Source organism: Polynucleobacter paneuropaeus (genome assembly GCF_003261235.1).
GTDB lineage: Bacteria > Pseudomonadota > Gammaproteobacteria > Burkholderiales > Burkholderiaceae > Polynucleobacter > Polynucleobacter paneuropaeus.
Genome location: NZ_CP030085.1, coordinates 503807 through 516906 on the forward strand (window position 1 = coordinate 503807; position 13100 = coordinate 516906).

A 13100-nucleotide genomic window follows, 5' to 3' on the forward strand; every position below is an offset into this window, starting at 1 on the left:
GTGCCTTATTGTTGCAGAGATTGCGGGCTATCGGGATGTTTCACAATAACTCGACGGGAGTCGCGATCCACCTCTTGCATTGGTAAGCCCTGCTGTTGCAGTTGCGTATATTGCTCGGGTACCATCAAGGCATAGCTAGTGGGATCTTCTTTCCAGCGCACGATGAAAGCATCTAAAGTAGGTAGCCAGAGATTGGGCTCCTGGCTTACACCAAATTCCAGCTCATCAGGATCTTCTACCATGATCATCGTTTTGCCTAAATAAAAGGGCAGGGTGTGATCCAGAATGCGAACAGAGTAGAAATTCACTTTCTCTGGAATAATCAATTTCACGCGCTCAGCCAGATCAACTCCTGAGACAGCGCGGCCTAAAGTTTCATGGCCGGTGCCAGCAATGATGGCGCATAAAAAGAATCCCATCGCAAAACTAGCGATGCTGGTAAGACCATTACGCTTAGCTTGCCAAGCAGCAAGCAGGGAAAAAACGATCAATGTAATTAAAGCAGCAATAATCCAAGACACATAACTTGCATAGGCAGCGATTTCATCGGGACGCGCTTGAGCGCCCACTTTATCTAAGAACACAAATCCGATGCCACCCGAAATTGCGAAGGCAAGAGTCTGCAATTGCCAAGTGAACTTGAGTACATTCATTTGGCCTAAGTTGTGATTGAGACGATAGCCAACCAAGATGGCAAGTGCTGGAAAGATTGGCATGATGTAGCCAGGCAGCTTGGAGTGAGATACGCTAAAGAATCCAAAAATTACAGCAAACCAACACACCAATAACCAAGCGCTAGAGAAGCCCCGCTTGGATTCTCTCCAAGCTTGTGCAATTGCGCCGGGAATCTGGAAGATCCAGGGCAAGAAGCCAATCAGAAGCAAGGGGACAAAGTAATAGATTGGGCCGGTTCTGCTATGGGCATCATTGGTGAACCGCTGCAGATGTTCGTGAATGAAAAAGAATTCTGCGAAATTGGGATTACGGCTTGAAACTAATACAAACCATGGCGCAGTAATGGCTAGAAAAATAATCAAACCACTCAGTACTGAAAGTTGCTTCCAGATTTTCCAATTCCAACTGCTAATGGAATACGCAATCAACACCATGAGCGGTATGGCTGCGCCAATCAGGCCTTTGGAGAGTGTTGCTAGACCCATCATGATCCAGCAGACCCACATCCATTGCCTGCTTGCATTTTTATTGTTCGATGTTTGTGATAACAAAAGACTGCATAGCGCTGCAACTAAAAATGCAGACAAACCCATATCGAGTGAATTAAAGTGACCTCCAATAATCCACATCGGACTTGACGCAAGCACAGCGGCAGTTAGCCAGCCTGCTCGAGCACCATAGATACGTGCGCTCGTAAAGCCAGCGAAGAGAATCGTGATAAAACCCGTTAACGCCGACCATAAACGCGCTTGCCAATCACCAATGCCAAAAATCTTAAATGCAATTGCAGTGACCCAAATTTGTAGCGGAGGCTTCTCAAAGTATTGGTAGCCGTTGTAACGCGGCGTAACCCAGTCGCCTGTCACCAACATCTCGCGTGCCATCTCTGCATAGCGACCTTCATCTGACGGAATGAGATGTCGATAGTTGAGACTACCGAACCAAAGTAATGCATAAATGGCTAAGAGCAAAAGAACTTTGCCCGGAGTTAATAGAGTCTCGGGTTTTCTGGAGCTAAAGCTCATGAATCGCCTTCAACGATCAGTGCGAGTAAAACTCGACGTCCTTCGCCAACCAAAATGTTGTACGTTCTACAGGCCGCTTGTGAGTCCATGATTTCAAAACCCACCTTGGCAGCAATTAATGGCTTAAGCAGTTCTGGTTTAGGAAATTGCTGACGTTTACCAGTTCCAATGATGATTAATTCTGGCTTGAGGGTAGCTATTTGTGAAAAATGCTCGCTTTGAAGCTCACTAAAACGGGCTACCGGCCATGGACTGATCTCGCCATTGGAGCTCAGTAGAACAGCGTGTTGATGGGGGACTTTGTTGATTTCAACGTAGCCATCGCCGTAACCAGTAATGGTATTAGCTCCAGAATGGGGGTCAGATTCAAGCTTCACATGGACTCTCTGTCATAATTATGGTGATTATAGCTAGGCATTTTTTCCAAGATTTCAAGAACTTACCTCTAATTTAACGTGAAGCCGATCCTTAAGTCCGAAAAACTAAAAGACGTTTGTTATGACATTCGTGGGCCCGTGCTCGAGTTGGCTCAGCGCATGGAGGAAGAGGGGCAAAAGATCATCAAGCTCAACATTGGCAATGTGGGCATCTTTGGCTTCGATCCCCCTGAAGAAATTCAGTTAGATATGGTTCGTAATTTGGCCAATGCTTCTGCTTACTCCGATTCAAAAGGAATCTTTGCTGCTCGCAAAGCCATCATGCAGTATTGCCAGGAAAAAGGTATCCAGGGTGTCACTCTCGATGACATTTATACCGGTAACGGTGTATCCGAGTTAATCGTTCTTGCTATGAATGCATTGCTGAACAATGGTGACGAAGTATTGGTGCCGGCACCAGACTATCCCTTATGGACGGCAGCAGTGAGTTTGTCTGGCGGTACACCAGTGCACTACTTATGCGATGAGTCTAAAGAGTGGGCTCCTGACTTAGCCGATCTGCGTAAAAAAATTACGCCACGGACTAAAGCGATTGTGGTGATCAATCCCAACAATCCAACGGGTGCAATTTATTCCACCGAAGTATTAACTGAGCTGACTAAGATTGCTCGTGAGCATGGCTTGATTCTGTTTGCCGATGAGATCTACGACAAGATGCTGTATGACCAAGAGAAGCACGTGTCTTTGGCTTCCCTTTCTCGGGATGTTGTCACCATTACCTTCAATGGTTTATCCAAGAACTATCGATCCTGCGGCTACCGGGCTGGCTGGATGGTGGTCTCAGGCGATAAGTCGATGGTGCAAGATTATGTTGAGGGACTCAATATGTTGTCCTCAATGAGACTCTGTGCCAATGTTCCAGGCCAATACGCGATTCAGACGGCTTTAGGTGGCTATCAAAGTATTAATGATTTAGTAGCAGAGGGCGGTCGCCTGGCAAAACAGCGTGATATTGCTTGGAAGCTCATTACTGCGATTCCTGGTGTGACTTGTGTCAAACCAAAGTCTGCCTTGTACCTCTTTCCCAAGCTGGATCCGGAGATGTATCCAATCACAGATGATCAACAATTCATTGCTGATTTATTAAAAGAAGAAAAAGTACTCTTGGTACAAGGCTCCGGATTTAACTGGGCCACTCCAGATCATTTCCGTGTTGTGTTTTTACCTCATGAGGACGTTCTTAAAGAAGCGATTACTCGTTTGGCTAGCTTCTTAGAGCGCTATCGTAATAAACATGGCCGTAAAGCGGCTTCTTCTGCAGCAAAGGCATCATGAAACCGATCCAAGTAGGTCTATTAGGTATTGGCACTGTTGGTAGCGGTGTATTCAATGTTCTTGAACGTAATCAAGATGAGATTCAGCGCCGTGCGGGTCGTGGTATCCGCATTCATACCGTAGCAGATTTAAATGTTCAGCGTGCCAAAGAATTGGTTGGCAATCACGCTCAGATCGTCAGCGATGCTCGCGCCGTTATCAATAACTCTGAGATTGATATTGTGGTCGAGTTGATTGGTGGCTATGGCATTGCCAAAGACCTCGTAATGGAAGCGATCGCCGCAGGCAAGCATGTAGTGACTGCTAATAAAGCTTTGATTGCGGTACACGGCAATGAGATCTTCAAGGCAGCCCACGAAAAAGGTGTGATGGTCGCTTTTGAAGCAGCTGTTGCTGGCGGCATTCCAATTATTAAAGCTTTGCGTGAAGGCCTAACCGCTAATCGTATTGAGTGGCTCGCTGGCATTATTAATGGCACCACCAATTTCATTCTTTCCGAGATGCGTGACAAAGGCTTGGACTTTGCTACCGTCCTCAAAGAAGCTCAGCGTCTGGGCTATGCAGAAGCAGATCCAACCTTCGATATTGAAGGCGTTGATGCTGCTCATAAAGCAACGATCATGAGCGCAATTGCATTCGGTATTCCAATGCAGTTTGATAAAGCCCATGTGGAGGGTATTACTAAGTTATCTGCTACTGATATTCGTTACGCTGAGCAATTGGGTTATCGGATCAAATTACTGGGCATTGCCAAGAAAACATCTGCTGGTATAGAGTTGCGTGTTCACCCCACCTTAATACCAAGCAAGCGTTTGATTGCTAACGTTGAAGGTGCTATGAATGCGGTACAAGTCTTTGGTGATGCAGTGGGCACCACTTTGTATTACGGTAAGGGTGCTGGCTCTGAGCCAACCGCATCTGCTGTGATTGCAGACTTAGTTGATGTGACACGCTTGTTAACGGCCGATCCTCAAAATCGCGTACCCCATTTGGCTTTCCAGTCTGATGCCGTGCAGGATATTCCTGTTCTGCCAATTGGTGAGATCACCACAAGTTACTACTTGCGTTTGCGGGTAGCAGATCAGGCAGGTGTCTTAGCGGAAATTACCAAAATCTTGGCTTCCCATGGCGTCTCTATCGATGCGCTTCTTCAAAAAGAAGCCAATGAGGGCGAAAGCCAAACTGATCTAGTTATGCTCACGCACGAAACTAAAGAGAAAAATATGTTGGCTGCAATTCAAGAGATTCAAGGCTTGAAAACGGTAACGGGTGAAGTCATTAAGATTCGTTTAGAGAACTTATCCTAGTATTTAAAGAGATGCGTTACCAATCGACTCGCGGCAATAGTCCGCAACAATCCTTTTTAGAAATTCTGCTGGGTGGGCTAGCGCCAGATGGCGGCTTATATCTGCCCTCGCACTATCCACAAATTAGTAAAGCTCAACTCGATAGCTGGCGTGGCCTCTCCTACGCTGATCTTGCTTACGAGATTCTGAGTCTGTACTGTGACGATATTCCTGACACAGATTTGCGTGCTTTATTGCGCAAGACCTATACCGCTCAGGTGTACTGCAATGGCCGCGCAGCAGACTCAGCGCAAGATATTACCCCTATTCATTGGCTGGGCGAAGAGCAGGGCACACGTATTGGTTTACTGAGCCTCTCGAATGGACCCACTTTAGCCTTTAAAGATATGGCCATGCAATTGCTGGGTAATTTATTTGAGTACGCACTTAAACGTGCTGGTCAACAGCTCAATATTCTGGGCGCAACTTCTGGAGATACTGGCAGTGCAGCAGAATATGCGATGCGAGGTAAAGAGGGTGTGACCGTGTTTATGTTGTCACCCCGCGGTAAGATGAGTGCCTTTCAGTCAGCCCAAATGTACTCGCTGCAAGACCCTAATATTTTTAACTTAGCGGTTGGTGGTGTATTCGATGATTGTCAAGATATTGTGAAAGCAGTCAGCAATGATCTGCCTTTTAAAGCCAAGAACCAAATCGGTACCGTGAACTCGATTAACTGGGGTAGGGTAGTAGCCCAAGTGATTTACTACTTTCAAGGTTATCTCTTAGCTACCAAATCAAGTAATGAGAAAGTATCTTTTACAGTTCCTTCGGGCAACTTCGGTAATGTCTGCGCTGGTCATATTGCTCGCATGATGGGCTTGCCGATTGAGCATTTAGTGGTTGCAACTAACGAGAACGATGTCCTTGACGAGTTTTATAAGACCGGTGTTTATCGCGCTCGCAAGTCTGCAGAGACCTTGCATACTTCAAGCCCATCGATGGACATCTCCAAAGCCAGTAACTTTGAACGCTTTATCTTTGATTTGATGTCACAAGATGGCCAAGCGACTGCTAAGCTCTTCCAGCAAGTAGAGAGCCAAGGCGGCTTTGATCTCTCAAAAGATTCTGTCTATAAAACGATGGCTAAGTATGGCTTTCAGTCGGGCCGCAGTACTCATGAAAACCGGATTGCAACCATTCAGGATATCGATCAACGCTATGGCGTAGTTATCGATACGCATACCGCCGATGGCGTGAAGGTGGCTCGTGAGCATCTGCAAGCAGGTATTCCTATGCTTGTTCTAGAAACTGCACTACCTATCAAGTTCGAAGAAACTATTTTAGAGGCTCTTGGCCGCCCGGCTGACTGCCCCAAAGGACTGGAAGGCATTAAGTCACTTCCACAACGCGTCGTTAATATCGATGCTGATGTTAGTCAAGTGAAGTCTTTCATCACTGATCACGTCAATTAATTCTATTTTTAAAGCCGCCATGAATAAGCCACCCATGCTGACTGCTGAGCAGGCACTTGAGCATTTACTCGGTCATGCAAAAGCAGTTTCAGAAACAGAGCGGGTTGCCATGCAATCTGCTCTCGGGAGAGTTCTTGCTGAAGACGTCAATAGCTTGGTAGACGTCCCCCCACTAGATAACACTTCAATGGATGGCTATGCAGTACGAACTGCTGACATCACTAAAGAGGGCGCAGTACTGAGAGTAAACCAGCGGATTCCGGCAGGTTCAGTCGGCAAGCCTTTAGAGGCCGCTTGTGCCGCACGAATTTTTACAGGGGCTCCTGTTCCACCCAATGCCGATGCGATCATCATGCAGGAAGACACCTCTCTTGTTGCAGGTCAAGCCGATCAAGTTCAAGTTAATTACATCCCTAAATTAGGTCAATGGATTCGCCGTCGTGGTGAAGATCTGAGTGCTGGAAAAGTTGCGCTTCATGCAGGCATATTTCTGCGTCCCCAAGAGTTGGGTGTTGCTGCCTCGGCTGGCTTGACCCATTTAAATGTGAAGCGTCGTGTAGGGGTTGCTGCATTCTTTACTGGTGATGAATTAGCGCTACCAGGCGAACCCTTAAAGCCAGGTGGTATTTACAACTCTAATCGCGACACATTATTAGCATGCTTACGTTCTTTGGGATGCGATGCAACTGATTTGGGAATCATCCCTGATCGCCTTGATGCTACTCGGGAGGCACTTCGCAAAGCTAGCAAAGATCATGACTTGATTATTACCTCTGGCGGAGTGTCCGTTGGTGAAGAGGACCACATTAAACCTGCAGTGACCGCAGAGGGACGTCTCGATTTATGGCAAATTGCTATTAAGCCCGGTAAACCTTTGGCATTTGGGGCTGTTCGCAAAGCAGAACAAGCAGAGGCTGGAGAGGCATGGTTTATCGGTTTGCCCGGCAATCCCGTTTCTAGTTTTGTCACTTTCTTATTGTTTGTCCGCCCATTTATTCTCAAATTACAAGGACGTAGCTCAGAGTCGATGCCTCGCTATCTGATGCGGGCTGATTTTGCTTGGCCTAAAGCGGATCGCCGTAATGAATTCTTGCGCGTTAAAGTCAATAGCCAGGGTGGTCTAGATTTATTCCCCAATCAGAGTTCAGGTGTATTAACCAGTGCTTCATGGGGTGATGGTTTGATTGACTGTCCAGCAGGTCAAGCCTTTGAGGCTGGCAGCATGGTGAAGTACATTCCTTTTAGTGCGCTACTGACTTAGTCTATGAAGATTCAATTACGCTTCTTTGCCGCTCTGCGTGAAAAACTGGGTGTTTCTCAAGAGAGCATTGATATTCCTGATGATATTAAAACCATCGATGATCTCAAAAACTATCTTTGTAAACGAAACGCGCTTTGGTCTGAAGTCTTGGCGGGTAATCAAGTCATTCGTTGCGCCTTAAATCAAGTCATGGTTGACTCGAGTACGCCTTTAAGTGATGATGCCGAAGTCGCTTTCTTTCCACCGGTAACCGGAGGTTAAAAAATGATTCGCATTCAGGAATCTGACTTTGATCTCAGTGCTGAGATTGCCAATCTACGCAAGGGTGATCGACAAGTAGGCGCCGTTGTATCTTTTCTAGGAACGGTACGGGATATGAACGTGGGTAGCGAGGTGCACTCGATGACCCTTGAATATTATCCTGGCATGACCGAGAAAGCTTTGGAGGCAATTGTTGCTCAAGCTAAAGCGCGTTGGGATATCCGCAATACTTTGATTATTCATCGAGTAGGGCCGCTGAAGCCCGAAGACCAAATCGTTTTGGTCGTAGTCACTAGCGCTCATCGAGCCGAAGCTTTTGCAGCCTGTGAGTTCATGATGGACTACCTCAAAACGGCTGCTCCCTTCTGGAAAAAAGAAGAGACTGCCGATGGTGGGCGTTGGGTTGATGCCAGAGTAGCTGACGATGCCGCCATGGCACGCTGGAAGAAAACCTAAAGTCGCTCTAATTCTGAGAGTGTTGGCTAAAGTAGCGATAATGCTGCCATGGCTCTAATCGTACTCACTGATGCAAAATTGGCTTTTGGCCACGTTGATCTACTCGCAAACACTGCTTTTTCTCTTGAATCTGGCGAACGTGTCGGCCTGATTGGTCGCAATGGTACTGGTAAATCTTCTTTATTAAAGATTCTGGCTGGCATTGAAAAAATGGACGATGGCCTGTTGCAATATCAGCAAGGCTTACGCATTGCTTATGTGCCTCAGGAACCGCTCTTCGAAGCCAATGAAAGTATCTTTGAGGCAGTCTCTAAGGGAGTTGCCCAAGCAAAAGCCTTGCGTGAAGAATACGAAGCCCTGAGCGTAGGAGAGTGGGATGATGCCTCTCATCATCGCCTCGATCAAGTCCAGTCTCAATTGGAAGCCCTCAGCGGTTGGAATTGGGAGCAACGTGTTCATGAAACACTAGACCGCTTACATCTCGATGCCGAAGCCAAAATTAATACCCTTTCTGGCGGCACTAAAAAGAGGGTCGCACTGGCTAGGGCATTAGTGGAAGTGCCTGATGTCTTGTTATTAGATGAGCCCACCAATCATTTAGATTTGGATTCGATTTCCTGGCTTGAGGAGTTGCTCAAAGAGTATCAAGGCTCAGTGATTCTGATTACCCATGATCGCGCCTTCTTAGATAATGTCTGCACTCAAATTGTGGAGCTGGATCGCGGCATTCTCAGATCCTATCCCGGTAATTTTTCTGCTTACGAAGTACTTAAAGATCAAGAGTTAAATGCAGAGTCTTTGGCTAATGCACGGGCGGATAAACTGCTTGCGCAAGAAGAAGTATGGATTCGTAAGGGCGTTGAGGCTAGAAGAACTCGTAGCGTGGCCCGCATCGCTCGACTAGAAAAACTATGCACTAGTCGCAGTGAGCGTCGTGATGCCATTGGTCAAGTTAAATTGGCCGTCTCTGCTGGTGATCGCAGTGGCAAGATCGTCGCTGATCTCCAGAATGTTTCTAAAGCCTATGATCGCCCAATCGTGAAAGATTTCACGGCAACGATTCTGCGTGGCGATAAGGTCGGCTTATTGGGACCTAATGGGGCAGGTAAGACTACTTTGCTCAAGTTGATCTTGGGGTCTATTCAGCCTGACGCAGGTACGGCTACGATGGGCACCCGTATTGAAGTGGCTTACTTTGATCAAATGCGCGAAGGCCTTGATCTAAATGCTTCTCTAGAAGATTACATTAGTCCTGGTAGTGAATGGGTCGAGATCAATGGTAATAAAAAACACGTGAAGAGTTATTTGAGTGATTTTCTATTTGCACCTGAACGCACGAATTCTCCAGTGAGTACTTTATCGGGCGGTGAACGTAATCGATTGCTCTTAGCCCGCTTATTTGCAAGACCTGCCAATGTCTTGGTGCTCGATGAGCCAACCAATGACTTAGATATCGATACTCTAGATTTGCTAGAGCAACTCCTGCAAGATTACAAAGGCACGGTATTTTTAGTAAGTCATGACCGTTATTTTCTGGATAACGTCGTGACGAGCATTATTGCTAATGAGGGTGATGGTTTCTGGCGCGAGTACGAAGGCGGCTATGAGGATTGGAAAATTCAGAAGGCGCGCTCAGATAAGATTCGTGCTTCGAATTCAAAATCTCCAGAAAAAGGAGAAATTAAAACGCCAGTTAAAGTGGAGACGAAGTCAGAACCCAAGCCAGTTGCGAAAAGCGGGGTTCAAAAACTCAATGGCAAAGAACGTCAAGAGCTTGAGTTATTACCCGCACAAATTGAAGCGCTTGAAGCAGAGCAGGCTGAAATTGGTGTCACGATGAGTCAGCCCAAGTTGTATCAGAATGAACCCGAGCTGTTAGCAAGCCTGCAAGTGCGCTTGAGTGAGATCAATACCGAGTTAGATCAAAAAATGCAGCGCTGGGAATTGCTACTCGCCAAGTCAGAATCTTAGGCTGGTCCATTTAAGCGTAACACTTCTGCGCGCAAACGGCTGATTTGATCTATGAGATCTAGAGCAAGCGCAAGACCCGAAGTATTGATTTCAAAATCTCGAGTCAGGCGTGCTGCTGTTTTAGCTCGCTTTAAAGAGTCACCACTAAAGCGCCAATCTTCAGGACTGCTTCCTGCTGGACTCAGAACGCCCTCTGAGACCCAATCCATGATGAGTTGCTCAGGAGTACTGGCCGCATGAGAAAGCTCAACGATCGTCATATGGACTTCATCTTCAACGATAGCGCTTTCAATCCAAGTGATATTGGTTTGGCTCATGTGCTTATCCCTTCAAATGAGATCTAGGCTTGAAATCAAAAGCCTTTTCTAACTCTTGATACGCAGCTTTTTGTGCAGCGCTTTGTGCTTCAGGTAAAACAATATTGGGTACGACATAAAAATCACCGGGCTCTTTACTCGGTATGCCTTTGCCTTTGAGGCGCATTTTGCGGCCTGATTTGGTGTTGGGAGGTATCGTTAATTCGAGGGTGCTACCTGCCGGAGTCGGAATGTTCAAGCTCGTACCCAGCGCAGCCTCCCAGGGAGCCATTGGTAAATCCAGATAAACATCTTTTCCATCTACTTTGTACAGTGGGCTAGGGTGAAAATCAATTTCAAGATAGAGATCGCCTGCGCCACCATCACCCATGCCGGGGCCGCCTTGGCCGCTGAGACGAAGGTTCTGCCCAGCCTTAATCCCCTTCGGAATATTGACATCTAATTTACGCTCTTGCGTCATCACATGTCCTTCAGGATCTTGTGTTGGCATGTGTAAAGAGATCGTGCGCTTAGCGCCGTTATAGGCATCAGCTAAATCAATCAGGATCTTGGCGTGATGATCTTGACCTTTAAAGTGCATGCCTTGACGGGCATTAGAGCTTCGTCCGCCTTGACGATGTCTGCCTCGACCAAATAAAGACTCAAAGAATTCGCTTTGATCGCCATCGTAGCTACCACCATATCCACCAAAGCCGGCATTAGGATCATCAGCAAATTCAAAACCGGTATTCCAGTTAGGAGGGGGGCTAAAGTCTTGACCTTGCTTCCAATTGCTGCCCATTTGATCGTAGGCTGCGCGTTTCTCTGTATCTTTGAGAACGGAGTATGCCTCACCGATTTCTTTGAAGCGATCTTCCGCATCCTTTTCTTTATTCACATCTGGATGGTATTTGCGAGCAAGCTTGCGATAAGCAGTTTTAATTTCTGCTTCAGTTGCACCGCGTGCAACACCGAGTGTTTCGTAGTAGTCCCGAAATTTCATGAGTCTAGCGTGATCCCAATTGAATATTTACCTCAACAAGGTAGATTCTACAGCCCTTCGTATTTCAATTAGGCTAAGGTATCGGCCCAAATATTGTGAGCCCAGCCCCAAGCATAACTTCCCTCTTTGGTGGAAGACTCGGTAGAGAGGCCGCCAGCTCCAGAAACGGATTTAAAGGTTTTTGCTTGGGCATCATATTGGTGAACGCTAGCGATATGAACTGCAGCTTGCTCATTTACAAAGCTATAGCAAGTGTTATTGACGACCGGTGCTGGATTGACCGGCCAGTCATTGAGTTGCGCAATGATGGCTGCTGCTGCGACCTTGGCATGCTGATTGGCCATATGGCCTGACTTAGGCATGAGAGGTGCTGTCTGAATCGCATCTCCGAGCACATGAATATCTTTTGTGGCTGTGGCTTCAAAATTGAGGAAGTCAACATTGACCCAGCGTCCATTCGCATTCGCGAGCCCAGTCTTGATGGCAATCTCGCCAGCACTCATTGCTGGTAAAACATTTAGTACATCGGCTCTTACATCATCTTGCACTTCGAAGCGTAGTGTTTTGGTTTTAGCATCTACACTAGCAACATTGTGCGATGGGAGATATTCAATCAAGCCTGAATATTGCTCAGCCCAAGCTTTTTTAAAGAGTGCGCCTTTTGAGGTGAGATCTTGATTGGCATCCAGAATCAATACTTTGGATTTGGGTTTATGTTGCTTTAGATAATTGGCTACTAAGCTGGCGCGTTCATATGGCCCAGGAGGGCAGCGATAGGGCGCCTCAGGAATACTAATCGCAAACACACCACCATCCCGCATTGCAGCCAATTGCTTATAGAGCATCAGCGTTTCAGGACCAGCCTTCCAGGCTTGTAATGTGACCCCTGCTTGATTGGCTTTGGTAAGCCCTTCAATGGAATTCATCATCAGACTGATGCCGGGTGATAGAACAACTTTGTCATAGCTAAGAGTAGTGCCCGAGGCCAGAGTCACAATCTTCTTATCAGGATCGATGGCACTTACGCTATCGCGAATCAGTTTAATGCCATGATGCTTAGTCAGACTTTCATAGGGTGATGTGATATCTGCCATGGTGCGCATACCTGCCACAACCAAATTGGACATGGGGCAAGACAAGAAACTGGCATTGGGCTCAATCAATGTGACGTTGGCCGTATTGTTAGAAAACAGGCGCAGATATTTTGCAGCCGTAGCACCACCAAAGCCGCCACCAATCACCAAGATACGGGCTTTATCTAGGTTTGCTTGCGCATAGCTAGAGAAACCACCCAGCAAGCTTAAGCCAGCAGCGCTATGAGCCAGAAAGTGACGGCGATTCATTACGGCTTTTTCCCTAACTGATTTGCAATGCTTTCAAGCTGAGCATCGGTATAGCCTTTTGCTAACTGGGGCATTAGCGTGCCAGGCCGAGTTCCTGATTTATAGGCTAAGAGTTGGGCTAGCAATTCTTCACTACTAAGTTGACTTATTAGAGGAATGCTTTGGTTGGGCAGGCCCTTGCCATTCGTACCATGACAATTAGCACAAGTAGCAGCCAAACTTTGTTGATATAGTTGATCGACTGGAGATACTTGTGCCCAGCAAGAGCCGCTGAGGCTAAGGATTAGCAAAAAGCGAGGTGCTAGGGGTTTCACTTGAAGTCTTTCTGATACATGG

The 13100-nt window shown here is 46.8% G+C and carries 13 protein-coding genes; 7 read left to right on the forward strand and 6 right to left on the reverse strand.

Annotated elements, in window-relative coordinates:
* Positions 1-5: 5 nt before the first annotated feature.
* Both Pas1_RS02745 and Pas1_RS02750 read right to left on the reverse strand, forming a co-directional pair.
* The gene (locus Pas1_RS02745) at positions 6-1700 is read right to left on the reverse strand and encodes an ArnT family glycosyltransferase (protein WP_112294426.1); all 1695 of its coding nucleotides are present in this window, start codon (positions 1698-1700) and stop codon (positions 6-8) included.
* Positions 1697-2077, reverse strand: a complete 381-nt coding sequence (locus tag Pas1_RS02750; protein ID WP_112204621.1) for an Mth938-like domain-containing protein — start codon at positions 2075-2077, stop codon at positions 1697-1699. The genes Pas1_RS02745 and Pas1_RS02750 overlap by 4 nt, the downstream gene beginning before the upstream one ends.
* Positions 2078-2155: 78 nt before the next feature.
* Here Pas1_RS02750 and Pas1_RS02755 point away from each other — a divergent pair, with 78 nt between their 5' ends.
* From Pas1_RS02755 to Pas1_RS02785, 7 genes are read left to right on the forward strand one after another with little or no spacing between them, the layout of a single operon-like run.
* A complete protein-coding gene (locus tag Pas1_RS02755; RefSeq protein ID WP_112237513.1) occupies positions 2156-3412 on the forward strand; it encodes a pyridoxal phosphate-dependent aminotransferase in 1257 nt (418 codons plus the stop codon).
* Entirely contained in the window at positions 3409-4719 is a 1311-nt protein-coding gene (locus Pas1_RS02760; protein WP_112204617.1) for a homoserine dehydrogenase, read from the forward strand. Before Pas1_RS02755 ends, Pas1_RS02760 begins: the two co-directional genes overlap by 4 nt.
* Positions 4720-4730: 11 nt before the next feature.
* Complete coding sequence (gene thrC, locus Pas1_RS02765) at positions 4731-6173, forward strand: threonine synthase (protein WP_112204615.1); 1443 nt, start codon at positions 4731-4733, stop codon at positions 6171-6173.
* A 19-nt stretch (positions 6174-6192) separates the two neighbouring features.
* Positions 6193-7434 (forward strand): molybdopterin molybdotransferase MoeA, encoded by a 1242-nt coding sequence (locus Pas1_RS02770; protein ID WP_112294427.1) that lies wholly within the window; start codon positions 6193-6195, stop codon positions 7432-7434.
* Positions 7435-7437: 3 nt separating this feature from the next.
* The gene (gene moaD / locus Pas1_RS02775; protein WP_112204611.1) at positions 7438-7695 is read left to right on the forward strand and encodes a molybdopterin converting factor subunit 1; all 258 of its coding nucleotides are present in this window, start codon (positions 7438-7440) and stop codon (positions 7693-7695) included.
* Positions 7696-7698: 3 nt separating this feature from the next.
* Entirely contained in the window at positions 7699-8151 is a 453-nt protein-coding gene (gene moaE / locus Pas1_RS02780; RefSeq protein WP_112237523.1) for a molybdopterin synthase catalytic subunit MoaE, read from the forward strand.
* Positions 8152-8199: 48 nt separating this feature from the next.
* Positions 8200-10122 (forward strand): ATP-binding cassette domain-containing protein, encoded by a 1923-nt coding sequence (locus Pas1_RS02785; RefSeq protein WP_112294428.1) that lies wholly within the window; start codon positions 8200-8202, stop codon positions 10120-10122.
* On the opposite strand, the gene Pas1_RS02790 is transcribed toward Pas1_RS02785, so the two are convergent.
* From Pas1_RS02790 to Pas1_RS02805, 4 genes are all read right to left on the reverse strand, one after another.
* Entirely contained in the window at positions 10119-10439 is a 321-nt protein-coding gene (locus tag Pas1_RS02790) for a chaperone modulator CbpM (protein WP_112204606.1), read from the reverse strand. The two genes, Pas1_RS02785 and Pas1_RS02790, sit on opposite strands and share 4 nt — an antisense overlap.
* Positions 10440-10443: 4 nt before the next feature.
* A complete protein-coding gene (locus tag Pas1_RS02795) occupies positions 10444-11421 on the reverse strand; it encodes a DnaJ C-terminal domain-containing protein (RefSeq protein WP_112294429.1) in 978 nt (325 codons plus the stop codon).
* Positions 11422-11489: 68 nt separating this feature from the next.
* Positions 11490-12764, reverse strand: a complete 1275-nt coding sequence (locus Pas1_RS02800; protein ID WP_112294430.1) for an NAD(P)/FAD-dependent oxidoreductase — start codon at positions 12762-12764, stop codon at positions 11490-11492.
* On the reverse strand, positions 12764-13078 hold the full coding sequence (locus Pas1_RS02805) for a c-type cytochrome (protein ID WP_112204600.1): 315 nt from the start codon (positions 13076-13078) through the stop codon (positions 12764-12766). The genes Pas1_RS02800 and Pas1_RS02805 overlap by 1 nt, the downstream gene beginning before the upstream one ends.
* Positions 13079-13100 lie beyond the last annotated feature (22 nt).